A 23619-nucleotide genomic window follows, 5' to 3' on the forward strand; every position below is an offset into this window, starting at 1 on the left:
AAGCGGCCCGACAGGGAGAGTCCGGCCGCTTGAATATCATATTGTACCTGAAACACTTGTAAGGCTGGACCAGAGATAATGTGTCGCATATGCTCGCCACGGTCGCCACTGTTGCGAGCGCTGCTCAATTCCTTTGAGTGTTGTGGTCAAGCCAAGCCGCTCCAGAGCCCGCCTGAGAGCCAGATCTGTGGCAGGAAAGGCGTCCGGATCTCCCAGGGCGCGCATTGCGATATATGATGCTGTCCAGGGACCGACTCCGGGCAGTTGCAGCAGTTGCTCGATTGTTTTTTCTCGGTCAATGGTACGATCAAGCTGCAATCTGTGTTCTGCAACTGCATGCGAGAGCGCCTGGAGAGCGCGAATACGTCCATTTGTTAGCCCTTTGCCGGATAGATCTGCTCGAGCAAGCACCTGAGGCGATGGGAAGAAGTGCGTGAGTGTGCCGTGTGGCTCTTTGAGCGGCTCCCCAAGCGTGGTGACAAGCCTCCCGGCAAGCGTGCGCGCTCCCGCAACTGAGATCTGTTGACCCAGAATCGCACGAACGGCCAGCTCGAAGCCATCGACAGCCCCGGGGATGCGCAAACCGGGACGCGCGCTCACCAGAGGCGCAAGCAGCGGATCTTCTGAGAGTACCTCGGCGATGGCGCCTGGCATTGCATCCAGATCGAAAAGATGCCGACAGCGCTGCACAAGCAGGTTCAGGTCCTTGAGGTCGGAGAGGTGCAGGCGAAGCAAAACCGCGTGCTTGTGCTCCATTGGCTGCATCTCGATAATACCACGAGAATGAGGCAGAACAATGGTGCGGCGATAACAGCCGTTAACGACTTCTTCGACTCCGGCTATTGCTCGTTTCGCAAAATAGTCGAGTACGGCACCGCTATCAAAAGGCGGGCGGTAGTGCAGGCGCAGTGTCAGCTTTCCCTCCCCATTTTGAGCCGCCTGAGGCCGGCGCCGAAAGGCCGAAGGGGGACAGGCAAACGTGGCCTGCATTGTCTCGTTAAACTGGCGAATGCTGGCAAATCCAGCTATAAACGCAATTGTTGTGAGGGGCAGGTCTGTTTGATCGATCAGCAGGCGAGCAGTTTGGGCCCGCCGTGTCCGTGCAAGAGCCAGCGGCCCGACGCCTACTTCTGCCATCAGCTCACGATGCAGGTGGCGCGCACTTACCGATAGGCGGCTTGCTAAACCCCCAACGCCCTCCGTATCAATAACGCCGTCCGCGATCAGGCGTAGAGCGCGGGCGACCAGATCTGCCCGCGTGTTCCAATCCGGTGAACCGGGGGCGGCCTCTGGATGGCAGCGACGACATGCCCGATATCCCGCCGCTTCCGCAGCCGCTGCACTGGGATAGAAGTGGACGTGCTGCGCATGGGGTGTCGTGGCCGGGCAGATAGGGCGACAATAGATCCCCGTCGTAGTAACAGCGGTGAAAAAGAGCCCATCAAAACGAGCATCACGGCTACAAACGGCCCGATAGCATAGATCGAAATCGTGAATAATATGTTTGTCCATATCCCTATCTTAATCGAAAATCGCCGCTGCTACTGGCAAATTTCGGACATGGTAACGCTCCGCTTGGGAAACGGTCATGTCCGATTTTTGCCAGTTTTTTCTCTGCTTCTGGTATATCATAGAGATCGATGACAACGCAAGGAGAGAAAGTACAGTGCGCTTCTGAAGCGGCTTGAAAGGGATTGAGATGCTATGAAGAAACTCTCTATTGATACTATCGAAACGCCGATCGGTGGCGTCCTTCTGGTGGTGGATGATGGGCGTATCTGCTCGCTTGATTATGAGGATTATGAACAGCGTATGTTGCTGCTGTTACGGCGTCGATATCGTGAGTTTGAACTTCAACGGGTTGTGGACCCGTGCGGCTTCAGCAGCCGTGTGCGTGCCTATTTCGCGGGTAATTACGCGGCCTTGAATGAACTTCCGGTGGTGACAGGTGGGACGGATTTTCAGCGACAGGTCTGGGAAGCTCTGCGGACCATTCCCGTTGGGACAACACGATCCTATGGAGAGCTGGCGAAGCAGCTTGGGAAGCCGAATGCAAGCCGCGCTGTTGGGGCCGCTAATGGGCTGAACCCGATCGCGATTATTGTGCCCTGTCATCGAGTGATCGGGGCAAATGCTGCATTGACTGGCTATGCTGGCGGGATTGCGCGTAAAGAATGGCTTTTGAGACATGAGGGAATAAGGGTGAAGTGAGCTGAAAAGGGCATTCCTCTTTTTATGAAATGGAATGGATGCATACTATGCAGTAATGGTAAATGGCTGTTAGACATTTTCCCGATTGGCTCTTGTTCCTTCTGATGTATTTCTGCAATACTGAGAAGGAATGAGCGAATGAAAGGATGCATCAGCTATGCCGAGTTACCCGTTTTTCCAGATTGACTCTTTTACATCGAGACCGCTTTATGGAAATGCCTGCGCGGTCTTGCTTGATACCGAAGATCTCGACGACGAGCGTATGCTTGCTCTGGCACGAGAGATGAATCTGTCTGAGACGGCTTTTGTCCGGCGTTCACAGATTGCCGACTTCGCGGCTCGCTATTTTACACCTGCCGAAGAGATCCCGCTAGCCGGTCATCCGACGATTGCAACTGTGATGGCGCTGATTCTCTCGGGACGTCTGAAGCTGGAAAACGAGCATGCGACGATCCAGCTTGAGCTGCGTGATGGGCCGATTCCCGTGGAGATTTTCAGCACACAGGAGCAGGTTGAACGAATCGTGATGACGCAACGGAAACCGCTCTTCTTGCGAACATATCGATCAGAAGACGTGATGCCAGCGTTTGGTCTCTCGCCGGAGGATGCACTTGCTTCAGTGCCGATCCAGACGGTCAGCACAGGGACACCGCAATTGATGATTCCTGTGCGCGATCATGCGGCGCTGCGTCGAGCCCGCCTCGATATGGCCGCATATGAGCGCCTTCGTGCGTCTGGTGACTTCTTCAGCCCTCATCTGTTCTGCCTGGGCGGAGTCACGCCAGAAGGGGCAACCTTCGCCCGGCATTTCGGGGTACCTCCCGATACAATAGAAGATCCGGCAACCGGCTCTGCAACGGGCGGCATGGCTGCATATCTCTGGCACTATCGCTTGATTGAGCAATCGAACTTTGTCGCGGAACAGGGCCACTGGTTACAGCGCCCCAGTCAATTATATGTGGAACTGGTGGGCGCACCTGATGCAATCGAGGCAGTGAAAGTAGGAGGAACGGCGGCACTTAGTATTCGAGGAGAAGTCGTTCTCAATTAATAGATCTGATCAAGCAAAAAGACGTGCATGTATTCATTATAAAATGATTGCATGCACGTTATCGATCCGATGGAAGATCAATTATTTCTTTTCTAGTTGTGTTGAACTCCAGGTGGAATCCTCCACTGCCGGAACGCAGCTCTGAATGCCTTTTGTATCGCCTGATAGGTTGTTTAGCTTGTTCTGATCTATGCTGCTGTCATTGTTTGCCGAAGTAGCGAGCTGAAGGCCTGAGCCGCCTTGCCCTGCGGGATGGGAATAGCACGCGTGATAAGGCCGAGGGGAAGGTGCAGGTGCAGATCCGAAACGTTCCGTATAACGATCCCGGGTGGTATCGAGTGCGTGGCGAGTTCTGGCACAAGGGCAATGCCTAAGCCCTGCTGCACGGCCTGCTTGATTACTTCAATGCTGCCAATCTCGATGTTGGTAGCAAGTGGAAGGCCACGCGCGACAAATGCCTGCTCGATAGCGGAACGGTAGGCGCACGGCGGGTGTGTGAGGAGCAAGCATTCATCCTTGAGGTCGCTCAAGGTGATGGTTGGCTGCTGGCATAAAGGGTGCTGTTCGGAAAGTAGAAGCATGATAGGAGCAGTCTGAAGCGGCTCAAAGACGAGGCCCATATCAGCGGCAGGGGGAGTTGAAACACCCAGATCGATCTGATCGGCGGCAAGCTGCTCGTGTACATGAATAGTGCTGAGAACCTCGATCGTCAGTTGAATGCGCGGGTAGCGGGCACGAAACTTGCGTAGGATCTCGGGAAGATAGAGCCGTGCTACAGCTTCTATCATACCGATGCGAAGGTGTCCGCTTTCTCCTGTCACGATGGCTGCGAGATCCTGCTGTAGCTGTGCAACTTGATTGATAACGTGCTGTGCGTGCATGAGCAGCGCCCGACCGGCTGGCGTGAGCTGAATCTTGCGGCGCTGTCGATCGAAAAGCTCCACTCCAAGCTCTTCCTCAAGCTGCTGAATTTGCAGCGAGATGGTGGACTGTGCATATTGAAGTCGCTCGGCTGCTCGAACAAAGCTACCTTCTTCGGCTATTGCTTTAAAAGTATTAAGTTGACGTAGATCCATCTTTTTATTTCCTATGTCTGTTTTGTTGTGACCTGCAAAGATAATCTATCGGAAAAATCGAATAATATCTTTGAGAAATTTGCCTTGTTCAATATATCATATCCTGCTATGCTTTGGGAAGTGGAACTAATCAGCGCACGAATAGTGTGGGGTGTCATAATAGAATTTATACCGATGAAGGAGTAGCAAGATGGATTTAAAGCAGAAAGTAGCACTGGTAACAGGCGGAGGCACCGGCATCGGCAGAGCAACAAGCATCGCGCTGGCAGAGCGAGGGGCGCTTGTGGCGGTTAACTATTCGCGTTCGCGAGATGATGCCGAGGAAACGGTGCGCATGATTCAGCAGAAGGGCGGAACAGCAATTGCGATACAGGCAGATATTTCACGTGATAGCGAAGTTCGTGCAATGGTCAATACCATTGTGCAGCAATTTGGCACTATTAATCTTCTGGTGAATAATGCCAGTATCACGCACCATATTCCGCTGAATGACCTTGAATCGGCTACTGAAGCTGTCTGGGATGAACTGTATGCCATCAATGTGAAGGGAATGTTCTTTTGTGCCCGGGCCGTTGCTCCTTTGATGAAACAGCAGAAAAGCGGTGCAATAGTGAATCTGGGAAGTATTGCGGGTTCGACCGGTTCCGGCTCATCGTTGCCTTACGCCGTCTCAAAGGCGGCTGTTCATGGGCTGACGAAATCATTGGCCCGAGCGCTTGCCCCGGAGATCAGAGTGTGTAGTGTGGCTCCTGGAGCTGTTTTAACGCGTTGGTGGGAAGGGAAAGAGGAACAGATGAAGCGTGTGGCAGGAAGCGCGCTTCTGGGGCAAATCGCGAGCGCCGAAGACGTTGCGCGGCTGATTTGTGCTGTACTGGAACAAGAGTCGATGACAGGGCAGATTATCACGGTTGATAGCGGGCAGACGCTCTAGCTCTCTTTATACTGCACAAAGAATTCCAGCTATACGGGAACAAGCAAGGAGAGAGACATCCACTGGTGCCTCTCTCCGCTGTTCTACCCGAGCTGCCCCATCAGTCTGGTGATGCTGCCTGCTGGTAACTGGACACGCAGGCGTTGATCCCGCGCCTTGAGCGTCTGGGGAGGGGCAAGCTGCACCGTGTTGGGATGTGCAAAGGTGTTGTGCGCGTGCATGTCCTGAGCGGCCAGCGTCACCTTTTCGACCTCTGTAAGCTTGCCTTGATAGAGCTCTAGATCCAGCTCTACAGGCTGTGTTGGATGTGTATTGACGACTGTCACACAGAGGGTTCCGTTGCGCATGGAAGCCGAGCCATGAACAGCCTGAAGCGCGAAAGGCTGGCGATCAACCGAGCAGGAGCGGCACTGTTCCTCGGAGGCCTCTCCATGACTGATAACCTCGGCTTGCGAGAGGAAACGCACTGCCTGTGCCCCCTGATGCGGCTGATAGAGCCGGAAGACGTGATACGTCGGCGTCTGAATACAGCGATCTCCCTCGACCAGCAACAACGCTTGCAGCACGTTTACCAACTGAGCAAGATTTGCCATAAAGACCTTATCAGCATGATTGTGGAAGGTATCAAGGGTTAAAGCTGCAACACAGGCATCGCGGATTGTATTCTGCTGATACAGGCCGCTCTCGGGCTTGCCAGGCTCGACCGGGTGCCACGTGCCCCATTCATCAACGATCAGCTTGCACGCTCGCTTCGGGTCATACTCGTCCATGATACGACGATGACCGGTGATAATGCCCTCAATCGCGGCAGCCTTCGTCAACAGTTCCAGCCATTGCGATTCGGTATAGTCGGTGGCTGTGCCCGCCGAGCCACAATAATAGTGCGCGGCGAAGCCCTGAAGCGAGTTCAGGCGACAATGCGTGTGGTGGCGCGCCATATGCTCGAAGAAGCGACGTGTCCATTGCCAGTCGTTGCCGTTGGGGCCGCAGGCGATTGCCTCAACACGAGTTCCGGAATAGTTGTGTACAAAGGTGCGAAATCTGCTATACAGCCCGGCATACTCTTCAGGACTCATATTACCACCACAGCCCCAGTTCTCGTTTCCGATGCCCCAGAAGCGTACGTGAAATGGCTCCTCCGCTCCGTTGGCGCGTCGCTCGTCTGCTAAAGCGGACCGACCGGCAAAATTGCAGTATTCGACCCAGTCGCGTAGCTCTGCCGGAGTGCCGGAGCCAAGATTACCGGCGAAGTATGGTTCTGCTCCTATTGCCCGACAAAAAGCGATAAACTCATGTGTCCCGAAGGAGTTGGGTTCCTCGGCCATGCCCCAGTTCGGGTTGAGGCGCAAGGGGCGACGTTCACGGGGGCCGATGCCGTCGCGCCAGTGGTAACCGTCAGCGAAGCAACCACCCGGCCAACGTAAGACAGGGATCTGTAGAGGGCGTAAAGCTTCAATAACCGCGTTCCGAAGCCCGTTTGTATGCGGGATGTCCGCTTGCTCGCCAACATAGATGCCCGGGTATATTAAATCGCCCAGATGCTCGGCAAAGTGTCCATGAAGATACGGTGATACCTGCCCAATCGGCTCCTGAGGCAGAACGACGACGCGTTGTACTGTCTCCATATACATTCCTTTGCTAACAAATACTTATCGGTTATGACGTAAAAGCACTTTCAGCGGCTTATTCTCTCGTTGCTCGACCGTCTTGAAGGCTGCTTGATAATCATCCAGAGAGAAGCGATGCGAGATCAGGTCAGTGAGCTGTAATATGCCCGCTGTAAAGAGCTGGACGGCAAACGACCAGGCTGCACTGTTTGCACCAAAGATGCCCTGCACATGCAGATGTTTCAGGACGAAAAGGTCACTTGTAAGCTGAAGCGTTGCGCTGGCGCCTGCAATGCCCTCGAGCAGAACAGTACCACCTCGTCGTACGGCCTGTAGAGCGAGATCAACCCCCGCTGGACGAGATCCACCCTCAAATATAAGATCCATGCCCCGTCCTCCTGTGACCGCTTCGATAGAGGGAAGAGGCTCTTCCTTGCGCACATTGAGGATATGGGTTGCTCCCAGGCATCGAGCCAGTTCAAGCCGCTCGTCATGCGCGCCCAGGACCATCAGGACGGCGGGTGAATACAGACGTGCAAGCTGAACTGCCAGCAGCCCTATCGTGCCATCGCCTATAATGGCAAGCTGACTTCCAGGCTGTGGAGGAGCCAGGAGAAAAGCGTGAGCGACAACGGCTGTTGGCTCTAACAGAGCAGCCTCTTCCAGGGAGGCATCATCGGGGAGGGCGTGAACCTGCCTTGCAGGAACTGCGACATATTCGGCAAGCCCACCAGGCCGTGTGAAGCCCAATTCGTCGTAACCAGCCTCACAGAGATTCGTCATTCCATTTCGGCAAGAGGGGCAGGAGCCGCAGTAAAGGAAACCTTCCGCAACCACTTTTTGGCCGATTGAGAGGGTATGCACGCGCTCCCCGAGGGCCGCGATCTCCCCTGACCACTCATGACCGGGAATGACGGGGTAGCGATAAAAACCGGTTGGACGGGTGCCACGATACAGTTCGATGTCACTGCCGCAAATGCCCGCAGCATATGAGCGAATCAGGACATCATCAGGCCCAATAGCCGGCATTTCCAGGCTGGTTAAGGCGGCCTGCCCGGCTCCCGTAATCTGTAGCGCTCTTATCACTGCTTTTGTCCTTTCGTTGGGCGTTATGCTTTGAAAAGACGGCGAATATCCTCTGTTGTGCGTTCTATCAATGTGCGCATCGCTGCCTCTGCTTCGGGAGCATTCCGCTGGCTGATTGCCTCGCCGATGGCGCGATGCATCGGCATGGCCTCTTCATTGGCCCCGGGAAGCTGTGATGTGATGAGGCGGCTGATACGCAAGGGCATATCAAGTGTTTTCACAATAGTGCACAGGAAGTCATTGTGCGCGGCGGTCGCAATGGAGATATGAAACAGGATGTCTGCTTCGGTGTACTCCTCAACGGAATGGAGCGCATTCTGAAGCAAGCGGCAACTTTGCTCGATCGCTGCTATTTCTTCAGCACTCCCACGTATGGCGGCCAGCGCGGCGGTTCTGGGCTCGAACATCAGGCGTATTTCGCAGATATCCAGCAAAAAATGAAGATCGGGCCCAGCCTCGCTCTGCCATGCGATCACATCAGGATCGAGCAGGTTCCATTCGGCCCGAGGGCGAACACGAGTCCCGATTTTCGGGCGCGATTCAATCAGGCCTTTCGCAGACAGGAGCTTCAAGGCTTCGCGAACAACCGAGCGACTGACGTTCAATTGGGCACTTAATTCCGGTTCGCGTGCGAGAATGTCACCGGGCTGAAAGTCGTGCCGCATGATACGAATGCCGATCGAATGGGCTATCTGAGCGGGTAGGGTTTTATATTGCAGTGGTGAAAAATCTTTCGGCATGCCTTTTTCTTCGATTGTTTTGTCTGACAATAGTATGATATTATTAAAGCAGAGGTAGGTGATTCTGTCAATGTTTTTGTAAAGGAAGGATGCTACCTGTATGAAGATAGTGGACGTCAAAACATATGTGCTTGGTACACCCTGGCGCAATATCACCTGTGTTGAAGTGCTGACGGATGAGGGAGTTTCTGGCTTCGGAGAGGTGCGGATGGTAAATCGCACGGAAGCGTTAAAAGGCTACCTTTCGGAAGCGGTGCCCAATCATGTGCTCGGCCATGATCCCATGCGCATTGAGGACCTGACGCAGCGAATGTACCGCAACGATTATGGTCGTGCTGGCGAGGTCTCGATGTCAGCACTTTCTGCGATCGAGATTGCCTGCTGGGATATCATGGGCAAGGTGCTGAACAAGCCCGTATACCAGTTGCTTGGCGGTGCGGTGCGCGATCGGATTAAGGCGTATGCGAATGGCTGGTATACTGTTGAGCGCACGCCAGAGGAGTTCCATCGAGCCGCCCGGCGTGTGGTCGAGAAGGGCTACCAGGCGTTGAAGCTTGATCCATTCGGCGCGGGCTTTTATGAGCTGGAACGAGCCGAGAAGCACAAGGCGGTGGCGCTTGTCGAGGCGGTTCGTGATGCTATTGGTCCTGAGGCTGAGCTGTTGATTGAGATGCATGGGCGCTTTAACCCGGCAACAGCGATCGAGATGGCCCGGCTGCTAGAGCCGTTTGAGCCAAGCTGGATCGAGGAGCCTGTTCCACCGGAGAATCTGGCGGCTTTGAAGAAGGTCGCGAACAGGGTATCAATTCCTGTTGCGACCGGAGAGCGCATCCATGCTCGTCATGAGTTTCGTGAGATCTTCGAGCTTCAAGCCGCGGATATCATTCAACCCGATATTACGCAGATGGGTGGCCTGATGGAGGCGAAAAAGCTTGCAGCCTGGGCTGAGAGCTATTATGTTCTTGTCGCGCCTCATAACGTTGGTGGGCCGATTTCGACCGCTGCGGCACTGCACTTTGCCGCGTCGACGCCAAACTTCAAGATTCAGGAGCACTTCAACGATTTTGCTGATTCATGGGTGAAAACGGCTGCTCCGGGCAATCCAGAGGTCGTTGATGGCTATTTTGCTCTGCCTCAGGGGCCGGGCCTGGGCGTTCGCTTCGATCCAGATGTAGCGCGGGAGCATCCACAGGAGCGGATCTTCTTTAACCTGTACGCCGAAAACTGGCATTTGCGGCAGGCACAGCAGCCAGCAAAAGGAGACGAGTCATGCAAGTAGCGCAGTCGCTTCTTAAGGAGCTCGGGCTTCCTGCTGGTGATCTCTATGAGCATCCCACCTCTTCCCTGACGTTTCCCGATGGGGCACAGTACCGCGTTGAGATACCGAGCGTTGAGGGGCCTGCGGCGTTTCGTGCGGTGCTTGAGGCGGCGCACGAGTATGGGATCACGATTCACCGAATCTCGCAGGGAAGCGGGATCATGCTGTTGAGCGATGCTGAGATTCGCGAAATGGTCGAGCTTGGGGCTGAACACGGGATCGAAGTCTGTTTATTTGTTGGCCCACGTGCACCCTGGGAAGGGAACGCCCAGGCGTTGACGCCCGATGGCAAGCATTTTGGTTGGCGTCACATGGGCATGGATCAGCTTGTCTATGCATTGAACGACATCGAGCGGGCAACTTCGCTCGGCCTGCGAAGTGTGCTTGTGGCCGATGAAGGGCTGCTCTGGTTGGTCAAGGAGGCCCGGGCGCGCGGGTATCTTCCCGAAAATCTGGTCGTGAAGGCGTCTGCCCTGCTCGGGGCGGCAAACCCGCTCGGGATCAAGCTGCTGGCGGATCAGGGATTGAATACGGTCAATGTGGCTTCAGATATCTCGCTGGCGAAGCTTGCAGCTTTGCGTCAGGTGGTCTCAATCCCTATTGATCTCTATATCGAGAGCCCGGATGGTCTGGGAGGTTTTACCAGATATCATGAGCTGAATGAGATTATTCGGGTAGCAGCGCCGATTTACCTGAAGTTTGGCCTGAGGAACGCGCCGTCGATCTATCCCAGTGGTGTCCATCTTGAGCATGTTGTCCTTCAATCGGCTCGGGAACGGGTGCGCCGCGCCTCACTCGGATTAGCTCGGATCGATGCCAGCTATCGAACGTCGGAGCTCGGTGCGCCTGGTCTCGGTGTGCCTGTGCGTTAGCTTTGTCGGGGGCTCTCTGTCGGGTATGGCCTGATCGGGACCCCCCTGCCTGTTCTTTGTGACAGGTTGGTTTCTGTCTAGAAGGACGAGAAAAGACTGTTCCTTCGTCTGTTGCAGGAGATACATTTTCATGTTAAGCTTCCGAAAAGTTTTTGTGAAAGGAAGATGTTAGCATGGAAGTAAATGTGTCAACTTCATCTGGTGAGGGAGCACAAATACTCGATCCTCGACGCTGGCTGATGCTGGTTGTGGTGTTGTGTGCCTCCCTGATGTCTACTATCGATGAATTTATAGTGAATGTCGCTATTCCATCTATAGAGCGAGAATTACATACCAGCTTCGCGGAGATGCAGCTTGTGGTCGCCGGTTACACGCTTGTCTATGCGGTGCTGCTGGTCACCGGTGGACGCCTGGGTGATATCTACGGGCGGAAGCGGCTTTTTCTGCTTGGCGTTGGCTTGTTTACGTTATCTTCTGCACTCTGTGGGTTTGCCCCTTCGCCATTGCTGTTGATTATTTTCCGTATTACGAAAGGGGTTGGAGCGGCGATGATGGCCCCACAGGTCGTATCTTTTATTCAAGTTGGCTTCGCTCCTGCTGAGCGCCCAACGGCTTTCGGCATGGTTTCGGCGGTGAGTGGGCTTGCATCGGTCGTCGGGCAAGTGTTAGGTGGGTTTCTTATTGCGGCCAATCTTTTTGGGCTTGGCTGGCGAATTATCTTTCTGGTAAACGTGCCCATCGGGCTGGTCGCGCTGCTTGCCGGGATGCTGCTTATTCGTGAGTCGCGTGTTGAGACAGAGCAAGCGAGCCTTGATTATGGCGGGGTTGCACTGCTCTCTATTACGCTGTTCCTGTTTGTTTTTCCGATCGTGATAGGAGGAGAAGCAGGATGGCCCCTGTGGTCAATTCTCTGTCTACTGCTCTCTATACCTTTTATGCTTGTATTTCTGGTGTATGAATATCGGAGAAAGAAGCAGGGAAAGTTACTGCTTGTCTCATTGTCTTTATTCCGTTCATTGCGCTTCCCTTCTGGCCTGATTACTGTCCTGCTCTCAAGTTCGCTGTTCTCTGGCTTGCTCTTCCTGCTGGCATTGTATCTGTAAACGATGTTGCATTTCACACATTTGCTGTCTGTTTTTGTTTTTATGGCTTCCGGTATCTCTTTTATCCTGGCATCGAGTCTGAGCCCGCGGGTGACTCCGCGCCTGGGCGTTCTTGCTCTGCCGCTGGCAGCAGTGTTGGTCACCGTGAGCTACCTGTTGACAGTCCTTGCGGCTCAGTTTTTTGTACCGATGTGGGGTATGACGCCGCTTCTGGTCGGGCTATTCTTCCTGGGCAGCGGCATGGGGCTGCTGGTTACACCGTTGATGCATCGTACACTGGAAGGGATCGGAATTGATGATGTCGGTTCGGCTTCAGGAATGTATATGACGGTTATGCAGCTTGCTGCGGCGCTGGGTGTGGCCGTGATCGGCATGATCTTTTCGCTGTGGACGGCAAATACCGGGAGTCCACTTGCTGGCTTTGTTGGGTCGCTGATAGTGACAACGATTCTAGGCCTGTTACTGCTGATAACGGTATTCCCTCTACGACGACCCCCGACGCAGTAAAAAGCGTGCCCGGCTCCCGCCGCATAGGAAGGCCGGGCATTCGCTCTTTAGAGGAGGAGTTTTAGCCCGATAGCTGAGGCCAGAATGAGGCTGATGCAACAAATACGCCTCCACTCCTTTGGTTCATGAAAAGCAAACATGCCGAGGATGGTACTGCCACAGGTGCCAAGTCCGGTCCAGACAGCATAAGCGGTCCCCATTGAGATTCCGGTCATGGCAAGCGATAGAAGCACGAAGCTGGACCCGAAGGCCAGGGTGACCAGGAGGTATGATGTCCAGTGGCGATAGTTGAGAACGCGTCGTGAAGCGAGCACGCCAAGCACTTCACAGAGACCCGCGGCCAAGAGTGCAACCCATGCCATCAGGCCTGCCCTTCCTTTCGCTCACTGGTGAGCATCTTGAGTCCGATGATGCCGCCAGTCAGGGTCGCGATGAGGAATAGTTTAAATGGATTGATCGCCTCACCGAAGAAAAGTATTTCTGTAATCACGGTTCCGGCTGTCCCGATGCCTGTGAAGACAGTGTAGACGGTGCCGAGTGGCAATTTTTCGGCGGCCTCAAAAAACAATTTAAAGCTGAACAGGATAAAAGCAACGGTAATCAGCCAGTGCCACCAGCTCGTGGCGTATTTGATGCCCGAGACCCAGATGACTTCCAGCGGGCCGCCGATGAACAAGCACCACCATGCTTTACTCATAACACATCCTCCCTCTCTCCACTTTTTCTAGAAGTGATGGCTCCTCTTCTCACTCGCCTCTGCCCTGTGATGAGTGAGAATCGTTTCTGAAATTTCTATTATACTCGACAGCAGACGTATTGTGTAATGACATGTATTGATATACTGCTTGTTTTATGGAGCTTTTCTCTGAAAACGCTGCTCCCTTCCTTCAAGCGATGCAAGCAGTCAGAGATGCGAAAAAGAGTACCATTTCCTGTAGCGCAATAGGTAATAGGTACTTCTTCAAATACTTTCTATTTACATGATTCTATGCTTGTTGTATTGTGCAGGTGATTGGTACCTGTTCACTCTTTCCTGGCTTCTCGCGCTATTTTTGTTGTATTCTAGGAAGAGTGAGATTCTTTGGAAAAGGAGAATACCAATGGATATTCAGGATGTCGTACAGAAGGCTCAGGAAGAGCAGTTGCGGCTGGTGCGGTTTCTGTATTGTGATAATGGCGGCATCATTCGCGGTAAAGCGACTCACGCGTCTCGGCTGGCGAGTCGAATGAAAGAGGGCATCGGCCAGACATTTGCCATGCAGGCGTTTAGCGGTGTAGAGCAACTGGCTCCGGTGGAAGGTCTGGGGCCGATTGGTGAGTATCGGCTGATCCCTGATCCTGATACGTTTGTGGTGCTGCCCTATGTTCCAAAGAGTGGCACCATGTTCTGTGATATGCGTCAGACCGATGGTTCGGCCTGGGGCGCGTGTCCACGTACATTCCTCAAGCGTATGTGTGCCGAACTGGCTCGTGAAGGCATGCGAGCGGAAGCTGCGATTGAGCATGAGTTTTATCTAGCTCGGCGAGAGAATGGTGCGTTTGTGCCTGCCGATAACAGCCTGTGTTATAGCAGCATCGGGCTTGACCAGCAGGCAGAGGTGATTGACGCGATTCTCGGGGCGCTTGAATCCGAAGGTATCGAGATTGAGCTATTTCATACTGAGCTTGGCCCCGCACAGCAGGAGCTTTCGGTGCGTCATGCCGATGTGTTGAGAGCTGCTGATACCGTATGTCTGGTACGCGAGACGGTGCGCGGCGTGGCCTATCAGCATGGACTCTATGCCACATTTGCGCCGAAGCCGTTTCTGGATCAGGCAGGAAACGGAGCGCATATTCACTTCAGTCTGTGGAGCAATGATTCAGACAATTCCACGAATTTGCTCTATGATCCAGGCGAGCGCGGTGGGCTCAGTCAGCTTGGTAAGTACTTTATTGGTGGTATCCTCTACCATATTCGAGCTTTAATCGCCCTGACATGCGCAAGCCCGAATTCGTATCGGCGTCTGCTTCCTCACTATTGGAGCTCGGCCTATGGGGTCTACGGCTTTGATAACCGGGAGGCAGCTATTCGCGTGCCGTCGCTTTTCAACGGACGTGAGGCGGCGTCCTGCAACCTTGAGCTGAAGTGTTCTGACCATAGCGGCAACCCCTATCTTGCGCTTGGCGGCTTGATTGCTGCCGGGTTGGATGGCATTCGGCGGAAGATTGATCCCGGCGAGCCGCAGGAGATCGATCCGGGGAACTATAGTGATGAGGAACGCGAGCGGCTCGGCATTCAGCGCTTCCCGACGACGCTTGAAGAGGCGCTTAACGAGCTGGAACAGGACGAGGTGCTGACCGAGGCGCTTGGTCCCCTGCTGAGTTCGGCGTATCTTGCGGTCAAGCGAAACGAGGTCGCCTATTTTAAGGAGAAAACTCCGGAAGAAGAAGCATTACAGCATTTCTATAAGTACTAATGGCGCGAGAGGGAAGAGGTCACTCCCTTCCCTCTCCAGCACAACTTATGCTATCACTTCCTGTACGGCTGCCAGCAGCCCGGTGAGATCAGGGATCTCTTTTGTGGGTGGAAGAGGCGGCGCAGGCTCGTGCGCGCGATTGACCCAGATAGAGCGGAGGCCGAGCGTGTGCGCGGGCGCGATATCGTGAAAGGCGCTTCTGGCGATATGGACCCAGTGTTCTTTATCGACCTGAAAGCGCTGCTGGAATGTGTTGAAGTGGTTCAGGGCAGGTTTGTAGGCGCGTACCTCTTCGGCTGTGATAACCGCATCAATTGAGACGGGAAAGGCTTGCAGCGTTTGCGCGATCAGATCATTATCCACATTTGAGAGAATGACCAGTTTCCAGCCATTGTCGCGAAGCGCCTGTAGAGCCGGGCCAACATCATCGAAGAGAGGCCAGCGGGGAAGTGTGTCCGCAAGCACGTGCTCACCGCCGGGGGGGAGGGTTATGCCCAGTTGCGTGCTGGCACGAAGCAGCGATTCCGCAAGCACCTGTCGATAGGTGCGGAATGGTTGCTCGGCCTCGATCTCGTTTTGCAGTGCGTGACAGAGGGGAAAGAGCTGCTCGACCTGCTCGGGGGCGATGCTGGCAATCGCTTGATACATGCCTGTATCCCAATCGACCAGCGTGCCGTAGCAATCAAAAGTTGCCCAGTACTGTTCCTTCTGCATTATTTCTCTCCTGGATATGCGCACCATTCTACAAAAAGAAGAAGTGAACTCCTCGCCTGTTTTTACAGGAGCTCCTTTATTATACCCTTTGACTGCTTCGCTTCGCCAGTGTGGCTGGTCGGGAAAGTAAATTCTCTGGCTTCTCTGAAAACTGGTAGAAATTCCACTTGACTTAGAGTGCACTCAAAGATGTACATTACCTCACAGGAACAAGGACATGTTGTTATGGTTAGACCGAAAGGAGTACAAGAAAATAGTGATGGACTATCAGCAGAGAACCTCTCTTCAAGATAAAGTGGCGATTGTGACGGGAGCAAGCAGCGGGATTGGGGAGGCGGTGGCAAGACTGTTACTTCAGCGCGGTGCTCGGGTTGTCCTCTTTGCCCGTCGTACTGATAAATTACAGGAGCTGGCTCAGAAAGCGGTTGCAGAAGGATATACAGAACCGCTTCTGGTGGCGGGCGATGTGCGCAATCCAGAGGAGGTTGAGGGAGCTGTGCAGAAGGCACTGGAACGGTGGGGACGGCTTGATATTGTGATCGCGAACGCCGGTTTTGGATATCGGGCACCGCTGGTGGATGGTGACATTCAGCGCTGGAAGGAGATGCTCGATACCAATGTCTACGGCTTGCTGTTGACCTTGAAGTATGGGGTGGCGCCGCTTTTGAAGCAGGGTCATGGACATGTGATTGTCACCTCTTCAATCGCGGGACGCAGCGTGAATCCGGGAGGCAGCGCCTATAGCGCGTCCAAGTATGCGGTGAATGCGATTGCCGAGGGCCTGCGCCAGGAAGTGGCTCCACAGGGGGTTCGAGTGACGAACATTGCCCCGGGTTCGGTAACAACCGAGTTCGCTACGGTAGCGGGCTATAGCGATGAGGTAAAGGCAGCGCTTCAGCGGTTGCAGCCTCTGACATCGGAAGATGTGGCGAATGCGATGATCTATGCGCTTGAGCAGCCTGCCCACGTCGATGTTTCAGAGATGGTTGTGTATCCGACGCGACAGGTGAATCAGGGAGCGGTTACGGTCAATCAGCAATGAGCGTGACACTGGCGATTCCTTTCTGATGCGAAAGGAGTCGCCAAAATTTCTTCAAATAGTCGTCAGGCTTCTCGCTTGAATATCAACTCCTCTATTATCTCCTGGCGTTCGTTCGCGTAGCTTCTCTCGCTGCCTTGCATGGTGAAGCCACATTTCTCCAGGACACGACGCGATCTGATATTATCGGCTGCGACCATCGCGTAGAGCGGACGCACGCTAACGATATCGAGTAAGAGTGTAAGCGCCTGTGTGGCGATCCCTCTCCCCCAGTACTGCCGGCCAATCCAGTAACCAACCACTGGATCGCCCATAAGCTCGAATTGCAGGATGTGCCCTGCAACCTCTCCATTGGCAAGGATTGTTTTTTTAATCGAGTCAGCATTACGAATCATTGTCCAGTGAAGAGAGAATGCATCCCAGTCGGTTCGATTTTTAGGCGTGAATGCAGCCATGTATGCGGCCTCAGAATCTTGCTGATGCGTGAAGAAGATGGGGAGATCGCTTTCTATAACTTCTCGAAGTGTTACAGTATCAGTCATTCTATCTCCTGTGAACGGGCTTCTGTATGCCCTTGACGAATCTATTTACAGTATACCACATTATTCTGAATAAAGAGAGCGTTTTCTGTTTCATAGCTTGTTTTATTTTATTCTATATGCTATATCTATGAAGGGAGTTTTTGGGGAGGAAAAACATCTATCTGTACATTTCATCCTTGTACTGTATATGCTATCAAGAAAGCCAGGGAAGGATTGGTAGACGTTGGTTTCACAATCCTGTTCGATGTATTTGGTGTGCCTCCATCATCCTATGCTTTAAGCATAGAAAAAGGCTTTTCCGTGCCTGCTCTTCTTTGGTATAGTGATACTCAAAAAGAGGAAAAATGATGCAAATCGCAGCTCTCTACGATATTCATGGCAATCTGCCTGCATTAGAAGCCGTGCTGGACGAGTTCAAGACGGTACGCCCTGACGTTATTGTGGTTGGTGGAGATGTCGTTTCTGGGCCACAGCCGCTCGCGGTGCTGGAACGGCTCTTGTCGCTTGGGGAGCGGGCTCGCTTCCTGCGGGGGAATGGCGATCGCGAGGTTGTGACCGCTTTTGATGGCTTGCCGCTGCCTGCCAACCTGTCAGAGAAGGGGCAGGAGGTGACGCGCTGGGTCGCTGACCAGCTCAACCATGAGCAGCGCGATCTGCTTGCGAGCTGGCCTGAAACGCTTCGCCTTGATGAGATCCTGTTCTGCCATGCGACTCCTCGGAGTGACCTCGAGATTTTTACCCCTCGGACGGCATCGGAGCGGCTGGCAGCGCTGTTTGCAGGGGTGAATGCGCAACAGGTGATCTGTGGGCATACGCATATGCAGTTTGAGCTTCGGACCGGCAATATTCAGATTCTCAATGCAGGCAGCGTCGGAATGCCGTTTATGGATCAGCCCGGGGCGTACTGGTTGCTGCTTGGTCCCGACGGTTATGAATTTCGGCGGACGGAATATGATGTTGAAGCAGCGGCGCAAAAAATACGCAAAAGTGGCTACCCACAGGCGGAAGAGTTCGCGGAACGCAATGTGCTTCATCCGCCCTCTGTAGCTGCTGCAACCGATATGCTGGAACGCATGGCAGGCTAAAATGACGGTTGACCGAACGAGTTACCACTTTTGAGGAGGATGATTCGTTCGGCGTTATTCTTTTTGGGAGGAAATAGAGGGAATATCGAGTGCAGGAAAGCGAAATAAACCCATTGCAATTTTGCGGGATTCGTATAATAGAAGTAGAAAGTATATTCTACCTCGCTAATGTAATTGAGAAGAGGAACATATGGAACCGATAGCGCGTTCTCGTAGGGTTGGCAGGTTGCTGTTTCTGGCATCTCTGGGGTCTATTTTCTCTTTTTTCCTTTCCTATATGTTATTCTATATCGTAGTTCCTTTTGATTTGTCGAGAAACCTACCGCTCATTCTATTACTATCAGTGCCCTATCTCTTTGATCTTGTTTGTCGTATTACAGTTATTGTGTTATTCCCATTTTTCTATGCTTTACATGAGCATTCAAGTGAAACACTGAAAAAGTGGGATAAAGTGGGTTTCTTCCTTTTGTATAGCTCACTTGTCTTATCGCTTGGATCGACCTTCTTTGTCTCATTTGGGCTTGCCTTTCTGAACTGGTTGGCGGTCCCGTGGGGGGTTATGCGCTTCCTGCTGATCTTCATCGCGGAGCCGTTTGACGTGCTGATACCGCTCGCGATGGGGCTTGGCACATTCTGGCTTGCTTTATGTATTCGGCGGATGCGGGTTATTCGCTATGCTCGAACGATTGCATGGAGTTTCTGGGTGGTCGGAGGGATCGCGCTGTTTTCCTGCGTGCTTTCTCTGTTCAATGATCTTGCGCGGCAGGTCATGCCCAAAAACAGCGTTCTTGCCCCACTCATAGAATTGCTGAATAACCCGCAGATCAGTGCGGGCATTGCGACCACCCAGACGTTTCTTTTTCAGATCGCTCCCTACCCGCTGCTCTGTGCGCTGGCCTTCAGCGGCTATGCCCTGTTGCGTACCGTAGAGCAGCCAAAGGACGAGCCGATGCTGATCCAGCAGGACACCTCTCAGAACTTCAGGGTTGATAGATGACTGAAATGGGTTGCGTATAGGGGAAGCTTCCTTGCTCACATAATTGAATATGGTGTGTTTGTTCCTTTCGGGCTTTCATATCCCTGGTACAATACAGGGCCTTTCTGGTTGTAAAAGAGACAAAAATGAGTAGAGCAGAATAGAGGTGTTAAGGGAACTGCCTTGTTGTTTGGCATTGCGTGTGAAGGAGCACAAGATAGAGTTGCGTTTTCCTGTTTTGAAGCTGATGAAGCCAATGGTGGCGTTGATATGATAAGATGAGTTTAGAGGAAACCCGGGAAAGGGCTTGACTCTCGCATGACTGTCAGAGTGTAAGATCTGCGCAGAAAGAGGAACAACGCAATGCATATCGGAGAGCTGGCTAAAAAGACGGGCGCGAGCATTCGTTCCCTTCGCTATTATGATCAGATGGGGGTATTACGGGCAACGCGTCAGGAAAATGGATACCGTTCTTATGAACCGGAAGCAATCGAGCAGGTCAGGAAGATCCGCTCGCTGCTTGCTCTGGGCTTTACGCTGGATGATATTCAATTGCTTGCTCCCTGTTTTACGCAACACGTGGAAACAAGCACGCCGCCTCATGACACCGAGCTTGCTCAATTTTACCAGAAAATCGAAGAGATTGACCAGCATATCAAGACTCTTCAGGATCTACGGACAAATATCGAGCGCTATCTTGAGGCTGTGTCAGCCGCAGGTGGTACCCATGACGATCGATGAACATGCACATGTGATTGTGTCAATCAAGCGCTCTCTTGCGTTGATATCAGTTGGCCAGCATTGCGTGGGCTTCTGAGCCTGTCTCATTCGTTCGTATGTTGCAGGCGTCGAAGGCAAGCGTTGCCGGGTAGAAGCACAACAGGCTCGCTTCCTGTTTCAGTTGGCGGCTTCGATGCTTGTTGGTGGCACACACAGGCAGACAACCGATCGCAGAACTGTGCGCTTTTGCACCTGGTGAGATAAGTGGAAGTTCCTTGTGCTTCTGACTTTGAAGCAGTCGGGGAATACTCCTTATGGTGTTGCCTGTGGATATTGGCATGCTTAGAAATACTGATAGGTAGAAAAGTGTATAAGGAGAAAGGGCTATGGAAAGGCAAGGTACGCTTTCTGTAGGTGGTTTCACGCTCACATATCGGATTGAAGGGGAAGGAACGCCGCTCCTGGTGGTTGGTAGTGCGCTCTACTATTCGCGTCTTTTTGCGCCTGCACTACGAAAAAAAGTGCAATTGGTTTTTATCGATCATCGCGGCTTCGGAGTCGCTCCCGCTTCTTATGGGCCGGAAGATTACCGTTTTGAGCGCGTTGTTGATGATATTGAGGAAGCAAGACAGCAGCTCGGCCTGGGCGATGTCGTGATTGTGGGGCATTCCGGGCACGCCTTTTTAGCGCTGGAATATGCTCGAAAGTACCCTGAAGCGGCGCGTAGAGTCGTCTTACTCAATTCGGCTCCGACGAATAGTCCGGCACGACAGGAACAGAGCGTTGCCTATTTCGTTGAGACTGCCGAGCCAGAGCGAAAGGAGCGCTTTGAGCGTGATTTCGCCCTCTTCCAGCGCGACGTGCAACGTGACCCGGAGCATCGCTTTGTGCATCTGCTGATTCGGACGAGAGCTCAGGCATTCTATGACTATCACTTTGATACGGCTCCGCTGTGGGAGGGCGTTCATCCAAATATGTCGATCATCGATTATTTGTGGGGAAATGTCTTTGCCTCAATTGATATGAAGCAACATTTGCTGCACTTTGATCGGCCGGTGTTGCTCTGCCTGGGACGTTATGATTACCTGATCGGGCCTGTAGCGCTCTGGGACGGGATCGAGGCTGCCAACAAGCACGTAAGGAAGGTCATCTTTGAGCGGAGCGGGCATAACCCGATGTATGAGGAGCCCGACCGTTTTGAGCAAACGCTGCTTGATTGGCTCCACTCTTCCTGAAACAAACGGCGGTGAGCGCTTGCTGTCGGTTCGTGTAGAGGATGTAGACTACCTGGAAGCGTTGTTTGATGCGCGTTTGCTCGGAAGAAAAGAGGAAAAAGGTATGTCAGGAAAAAAGAAAAAATGAGGAAGAAACCAGCGCACGATGGAGGAGATTCGTCGCTTGAGCGATATGACGAATATATCGGAAACGAATGATGCTGGTGATGCAGTCAGCGAAGAGACACTGCGCGATGCCAGCGGCAAACTGACCGGTGGCGGTGTTGACACACCGACGCGGGTTGAAGAAGCGACGGAAGAGGAGATCCGGGAACCAATGCCTATAGCGGTGGCGGGCTGATAATGGAACCGATCTCGGGGGTGCGCAACCCTGAAAATGTCCCTTCGTGCATGATCTTATCCCGGTCATGAACGGAGTATGCCACTGTGTTTCATTGTGCTATGTCTGACCGTGAAAGAGCGCCATTTCAGCAGAAGCGCTCTTTTGTGGTCTATTTCACTGTCCAAAACCTGCCTCTGGTTGTACAATGAAATTGGAAGCTTTGTGTGTTGCTTCCCTTCACGATCCTCGGCATGATAAAAGCGTGCTGGCGGTGAAAATGGTACCCCCATTCTTGGTATGGAAGGAAACCATCAGGTGTATGGCAGAGGCAAAAAAGACAATAATTGATAATTACTATCTCTTGCGGCCTCTGGGGAAGGGCGCTTTCGGAGAGGTATTTCTTGCCGAAAAGATCCCCGGGAGAAAGCGCTATGCGGTGAAGATCCTGAACTCGCAGACCGGGAAAGAGAGCCTCCGGGGCTTTCTGAACGAAGCTCGCACTTCGCGACTGGAACATCCGCATATTGTGCGCATCAGGGATTTTGGCATTGATGGCGAGACGCCGTTTATTGTCATGGACTATATCGAAGGGGGCACGCTGCGTCAGTTGCACCCGCATCGGGAGCCGCTTCCGCTTAAGACGGTGCTCTCGTATGTTCGGCAAATCGGTTCAGCGCTGCAATACGCGCATAATGAGGGGCTGGTACATCGAGATGTCAAGCCGGAGAACCTGCTTGTCGGCTCGGATGGCAAGATTCTCCTGAGTGATTTCGGGATTGTCACCACGTCGCTGAGCTGGAATCCGGCGGCGGCTCCCGGGATCGCCGGGACCGCGGTGTATATGGCGCCCGAGCAGATTCAGGGGCAGCCGGTGCGCGCAAGCGATCAATATGCACTGGCGGCTATTGTATATGAGTGGCTGGTTGGTGTCCCACCGTTTCGGGGGAATTGGACAGAAATCATGGCGCAGCATCTCAAAGCCGAACCGCCCTCAATTGTTGAGCAAAACCCCGACGTGCCGGAGGCGGTCGAGAAAGTGGTGCTCAAGGCGCTTGAGAAGAATCCCGGGATGCGTTTTGCCAGTGTGAGCGATTTCGTTGAGGCTTTCGAGCAGGCGTGCAGGCCTCCTGTCGGGACGACACTGCTTGAGCTGGATGGGCAGGCTGACCTGATGACATCGCTTGCGTGGTCACCTGATGGCACACAACTTTTGCTGGCAAGCCGCGAGAACGCCTTGCATCGTTGGGATGCAGAGACCGGGCAAGATCTGGGGTGCAGGCGCGGCGCTTTGCTTGAGGCAACCGCGATTGCCTGTTCGCCTGATGGGACTCTGGTGGCTGTTGCTGGCCGCGATCGCCGTATTCAGATCTGGGAGGTTGAACGAGAGAAGACGTTGACTATCTGCCGGGGACATGTAGATGAGGTGCTCGCGCTAGCGTGGTCGCCTGATGGGCGCTATCTGGCCTCGGGAGGCAGTGACAGGACTATTCAACTCTGGTTGGCGCAGAGCGGCAAAAATCTGACAGCCTCGATCGGGCATGTAGATGAGGTGCTCGCGCTAGCGTGGTCGCCTGATGGCCTGTATCTGGCCTCGGCAAGCTACGATACGCGGGTGCATGTGTATGAGGCGCTGACGGGCAAGAAGCTGATGAGCTATCGCTGTGAGGCCGGGGTCTATGCGCTAGCGTGGTCGCCTGATAGCACGTATCTGGCTGCTGCAAGCTATGATACAACGGTGCGCGTCTACAATATCAAGAGCGGGCAAGAGGTGCAGTGCTATCAGCAGCATACTGCCGGTGTATTTGCGGTCTGCTGGTCGCCTGATGGTGGGTTGATTGCTTCGGGAGACGACGACGCACAGATTCATGTCTGGCAGGCCATCAGCGGGAAGCAGGTATATGTCTATTGCGGCCATACAGGCGGTATCAGGGCTCTTGCCTGGGCACCTGCTACCGCGTGCATTGCCTCGGGTGGCCTGGAGCGGAAGGTGCTGCTCTGGCAGGCTCCCGACTCCTGGACCACATAAGC

Annotated in this window: 24 protein-coding genes; 15 read left to right on the forward strand and 9 right to left on the reverse strand. The window is 53.5% G+C overall.

Going from position 1 to position 23619, the window contains the following annotated elements:
* Nucleotides 1-36: 36 nt before the first annotated feature.
* Nucleotides 37-1512, reverse strand: coding sequence for an AlkA N-terminal domain-containing protein (locus KTH_RS08165; RefSeq protein ID WP_497617740.1), 1476 nt, complete (start codon nt 1510-1512; stop codon nt 37-39).
* 192 nt (nt 1513-1704) lie between these two features.
* Here KTH_RS08165 and ogt point away from each other — a divergent pair, with 192 nt between their 5' ends.
* Nucleotides 1705-2211, forward strand: coding sequence for a methylated-DNA--[protein]-cysteine S-methyltransferase (gene ogt, locus KTH_RS08170; RefSeq protein ID WP_497617741.1), 507 nt, complete (start codon nt 1705-1707; stop codon nt 2209-2211).
* 157 nt (nt 2212-2368) lie between these two features.
* Nucleotides 2369-3262, forward strand: a complete 894-nt coding sequence (locus KTH_RS08175; RefSeq protein WP_497617743.1) for a PhzF family phenazine biosynthesis protein — start codon at nt 2369-2371, stop codon at nt 3260-3262.
* 188 nt (nt 3263-3450) lie between these two features.
* Here KTH_RS08175 and KTH_RS08180 read toward each other — a convergent pair whose 3' ends face one another.
* Nucleotides 3451-4338, reverse strand: coding sequence for a LysR family transcriptional regulator (locus KTH_RS08180; RefSeq protein WP_497617745.1), 888 nt, complete (start codon nt 4336-4338; stop codon nt 3451-3453).
* 190 nt (nt 4339-4528) lie between these two features.
* Between KTH_RS08180 and KTH_RS08185 the strand changes: the two genes are divergently transcribed.
* On the forward strand, nt 4529-5269 hold the full coding sequence (locus tag KTH_RS08185) for an SDR family NAD(P)-dependent oxidoreductase (RefSeq protein ID WP_497617748.1): 741 nt from the start codon (nt 4529-4531) through the stop codon (nt 5267-5269).
* A gap of 83 nt (nt 5270-5352) precedes the next feature.
* Here KTH_RS08185 and KTH_RS08190 read toward each other — a convergent pair whose 3' ends face one another.
* From KTH_RS08190 to KTH_RS08200, 3 genes are read right to left on the reverse strand one after another with little or no spacing between them, the layout of a single operon-like run.
* The gene (locus KTH_RS08190) at nt 5353-6894 is read right to left on the reverse strand and encodes an alpha-N-arabinofuranosidase (RefSeq protein ID WP_170142687.1); all 1542 of its coding nucleotides are present in this window, start codon (nt 6892-6894) and stop codon (nt 5353-5355) included.
* 24 nt (nt 6895-6918) lie between these two features.
* Nucleotides 6919-7962 (reverse strand): zinc-dependent alcohol dehydrogenase, encoded by a 1044-nt coding sequence (locus KTH_RS08195; protein ID WP_111323720.1) that lies wholly within the window; start codon nt 7960-7962, stop codon nt 6919-6921.
* 23 nt (nt 7963-7985) lie between these two features.
* Complete coding sequence (locus tag KTH_RS08200) at nt 7986-8702, reverse strand: FadR/GntR family transcriptional regulator (RefSeq protein ID WP_111323721.1); 717 nt, start codon at nt 8700-8702, stop codon at nt 7986-7988.
* A gap of 100 nt (nt 8703-8802) precedes the next feature.
* On the opposite strand from KTH_RS08200, the gene dgoD reads away from it, so the two are divergent.
* The 4 genes from dgoD (at nt 8803) to KTH_RS08220 (ending at nt 12502) form a co-directional block, all read left to right on the forward strand.
* On the forward strand, nt 8803-9981 hold the full coding sequence (gene dgoD, locus KTH_RS08205; protein ID WP_111323722.1) for a galactonate dehydratase: 1179 nt from the start codon (nt 8803-8805) through the stop codon (nt 9979-9981).
* Nucleotides 9972-10892 (forward strand): U32 family peptidase, encoded by a 921-nt coding sequence (locus KTH_RS08210; RefSeq protein WP_111323723.1) that lies wholly within the window; start codon nt 9972-9974, stop codon nt 10890-10892. Before dgoD ends, KTH_RS08210 begins: the two co-directional genes overlap by 10 nt.
* Nucleotides 10893-11065: 173 nt before the next feature.
* Nucleotides 11066-11995 (forward strand): MFS transporter, encoded by a 930-nt coding sequence (locus KTH_RS08215; protein ID WP_497617749.1) that lies wholly within the window; start codon nt 11066-11068, stop codon nt 11993-11995.
* A 3-nt stretch (nt 11996-11998) separates the two neighbouring features.
* Nucleotides 11999-12502: a hypothetical protein gene (locus tag KTH_RS08220; protein ID WP_497617751.1), complete on the forward strand. Its 504-nt coding sequence runs from the start codon at nt 11999-12001 to the stop codon at nt 12500-12502.
* A 47-nt stretch (nt 12503-12549) separates the two neighbouring features.
* On the opposite strand, the gene KTH_RS08225 is transcribed toward KTH_RS08220, so the two are convergent.
* Both KTH_RS08225 and KTH_RS08230 read right to left on the reverse strand, forming a co-directional pair.
* A complete protein-coding gene (locus KTH_RS08225) occupies nt 12550-12864 on the reverse strand; it encodes a DMT family transporter (protein WP_497617753.1) in 315 nt (104 codons plus the stop codon).
* Nucleotides 12864-13199 (reverse strand): DMT family transporter, encoded by a 336-nt coding sequence (locus KTH_RS08230; RefSeq protein WP_111323726.1) that lies wholly within the window; start codon nt 13197-13199, stop codon nt 12864-12866. Before KTH_RS08230 ends, KTH_RS08225 begins: the two co-directional genes overlap by 1 nt.
* 403 nt (nt 13200-13602) lie before the next feature.
* On the opposite strand from KTH_RS08230, the gene KTH_RS08235 reads away from it, so the two are divergent.
* A complete protein-coding gene (locus tag KTH_RS08235; RefSeq protein WP_497617755.1) occupies nt 13603-14958 on the forward strand; it encodes a glutamine synthetase family protein in 1356 nt (451 codons plus the stop codon).
* A gap of 45 nt (nt 14959-15003) precedes the next feature.
* On the opposite strand, the gene KTH_RS08240 is transcribed toward KTH_RS08235, so the two are convergent.
* A complete protein-coding gene (locus tag KTH_RS08240; protein WP_497617757.1) occupies nt 15004-15672 on the reverse strand; it encodes a haloacid dehalogenase type II in 669 nt (222 codons plus the stop codon).
* 217 nt (nt 15673-15889) lie between these two features.
* Here KTH_RS08240 and KTH_RS08245 point away from each other — a divergent pair, with 217 nt between their 5' ends.
* Nucleotides 15890-16714, forward strand: a complete 825-nt coding sequence (locus KTH_RS08245) for an SDR family oxidoreductase (protein ID WP_497617759.1) — start codon at nt 15890-15892, stop codon at nt 16712-16714.
* Between the two features lie 62 nt (nt 16715-16776).
* Here the strand turns inward: KTH_RS08245 and KTH_RS08250 are convergent, their stop codons facing one another.
* Nucleotides 16777-17253 (reverse strand): GNAT family N-acetyltransferase, encoded by a 477-nt coding sequence (locus KTH_RS08250; protein WP_497617762.1) that lies wholly within the window; start codon nt 17251-17253, stop codon nt 16777-16779.
* A gap of 344 nt (nt 17254-17597) precedes the next feature.
* Here KTH_RS08250 and KTH_RS08255 point away from each other — a divergent pair, with 344 nt between their 5' ends.
* The 6 genes from KTH_RS08255 (at nt 17598) to KTH_RS08280 (ending at nt 23617) form a co-directional block, all read left to right on the forward strand.
* Nucleotides 17598-18338: a metallophosphoesterase family protein gene (locus KTH_RS08255; protein ID WP_497617764.1), complete on the forward strand. Its 741-nt coding sequence runs from the start codon at nt 17598-17600 to the stop codon at nt 18336-18338.
* 466 nt (nt 18339-18804) lie between these two features.
* Nucleotides 18805-19335: a hypothetical protein gene (locus KTH_RS08260; protein WP_497617766.1), complete on the forward strand. Its 531-nt coding sequence runs from the start codon at nt 18805-18807 to the stop codon at nt 19333-19335.
* Nucleotides 19336-19677: 342 nt separating this feature from the next.
* On the forward strand, nt 19678-20055 hold the full coding sequence (locus KTH_RS08265) for a MerR family transcriptional regulator (protein ID WP_497617767.1): 378 nt from the start codon (nt 19678-19680) through the stop codon (nt 20053-20055).
* 365 nt (nt 20056-20420) lie between these two features.
* Nucleotides 20421-21269, forward strand: a complete 849-nt coding sequence (locus KTH_RS08270) for an alpha/beta fold hydrolase (RefSeq protein ID WP_497617769.1) — start codon at nt 20421-20423, stop codon at nt 21267-21269.
* A gap of 145 nt (nt 21270-21414) precedes the next feature.
* Nucleotides 21415-21609 (forward strand): hypothetical protein, encoded by a 195-nt coding sequence (locus KTH_RS08275; RefSeq protein ID WP_497617771.1) that lies wholly within the window; start codon nt 21415-21417, stop codon nt 21607-21609.
* 301 nt (nt 21610-21910) lie between these two features.
* Nucleotides 21911-23617, forward strand: a complete 1707-nt coding sequence (locus KTH_RS08280) for a protein kinase domain-containing protein (protein ID WP_497617773.1) — start codon at nt 21911-21913, stop codon at nt 23615-23617.
* Nucleotides 23618-23619: the final 2 nt, after the last annotated feature.

This window comes from Thermosporothrix sp. COM3 (genome assembly GCF_059696735.1).

Coding starts and splice junctions, on each gene's coding strand:
- KTH_RS08165 (WP_497617740.1), bottom strand. CDS start 1,512: ATGGACAAACATATTATTCACGATTTCGATCTATGCTATCGGGCCGTT.
- ogt (WP_497617741.1), top strand. CDS start 1,705: ATGAAGAAACTCTCTATTGATACTATCGAAACGCCGATCGGTGGCGTC.
- KTH_RS08175 (WP_497617743.1), top strand. CDS start 2,369: ATGCCGAGTTACCCGTTTTTCCAGATTGACTCTTTTACATCGAGACCG.
- KTH_RS08180 (WP_497617745.1), bottom strand. CDS start 4,338: ATGGATCTACGTCAACTTAATACTTTTAAAGCAATAGCCGAAGAAGGT.
- KTH_RS08185 (WP_497617748.1), top strand. CDS start 4,529: ATGGATTTAAAGCAGAAAGTAGCACTGGTAACAGGCGGAGGCACCGGC.
- KTH_RS08190 (WP_170142687.1), bottom strand. CDS start 6,894: ATGGAGACAGTACAACGCGTCGTCGTTCTGCCTCAGGAGCCGATTGGG.
- KTH_RS08200 (WP_111323721.1), bottom strand. CDS start 8,702: ATGCCGAAAGATTTTTCACCACTGCAATATAAAACCCTACCCGCTCAG.
- dgoD (WP_111323722.1), top strand. CDS start 8,803: ATGAAGATAGTGGACGTCAAAACATATGTGCTTGGTACACCCTGGCGC.
- KTH_RS08210 (WP_111323723.1), top strand. CDS start 9,972: ATGCAAGTAGCGCAGTCGCTTCTTAAGGAGCTCGGGCTTCCTGCTGGT.
- KTH_RS08215 (WP_497617749.1), top strand. CDS start 11,066: ATGGAAGTAAATGTGTCAACTTCATCTGGTGAGGGAGCACAAATACTC.
- KTH_RS08220 (WP_497617751.1), top strand. CDS start 11,999: ATGTTGCATTTCACACATTTGCTGTCTGTTTTTGTTTTTATGGCTTCC.
- KTH_RS08225 (WP_497617753.1), bottom strand. CDS start 12,864: ATGGCATGGGTTGCACTCTTGGCCGCGGGTCTCTGTGAAGTGCTTGGC.
- KTH_RS08230 (WP_111323726.1), bottom strand. CDS start 13,199: ATGAGTAAAGCATGGTGGTGCTTGTTCATCGGCGGCCCGCTGGAAGTC.
- KTH_RS08235 (WP_497617755.1), top strand. CDS start 13,603: ATGGATATTCAGGATGTCGTACAGAAGGCTCAGGAAGAGCAGTTGCGG.
- KTH_RS08240 (WP_497617757.1), bottom strand. CDS start 15,672: ATGCAGAAGGAACAGTACTGGGCAACTTTTGATTGCTACGGCACGCTG.
- KTH_RS08245 (WP_497617759.1), top strand. CDS start 15,890: ATGTTGTTATGGTTAGACCGAAAGGAGTACAAGAAAATAGTGATGGAC.
- KTH_RS08250 (WP_497617762.1), bottom strand. CDS start 17,253: ATGACTGATACTGTAACACTTCGAGAAGTTATAGAAAGCGATCTCCCC.
- KTH_RS08255 (WP_497617764.1), top strand. CDS start 17,598: ATGATGCAAATCGCAGCTCTCTACGATATTCATGGCAATCTGCCTGCA.
- KTH_RS08265 (WP_497617767.1), top strand. CDS start 19,678: ATGCATATCGGAGAGCTGGCTAAAAAGACGGGCGCGAGCATTCGTTCC.
- KTH_RS08270 (WP_497617769.1), top strand. CDS start 20,421: ATGGAAAGGCAAGGTACGCTTTCTGTAGGTGGTTTCACGCTCACATAT.
- KTH_RS08275 (WP_497617771.1), top strand. CDS start 21,415: ATGGAGGAGATTCGTCGCTTGAGCGATATGACGAATATATCGGAAACG.
- KTH_RS08280 (WP_497617773.1), top strand. CDS start 21,911: ATGGCAGAGGCAAAAAAGACAATAATTGATAATTACTATCTCTTGCGG.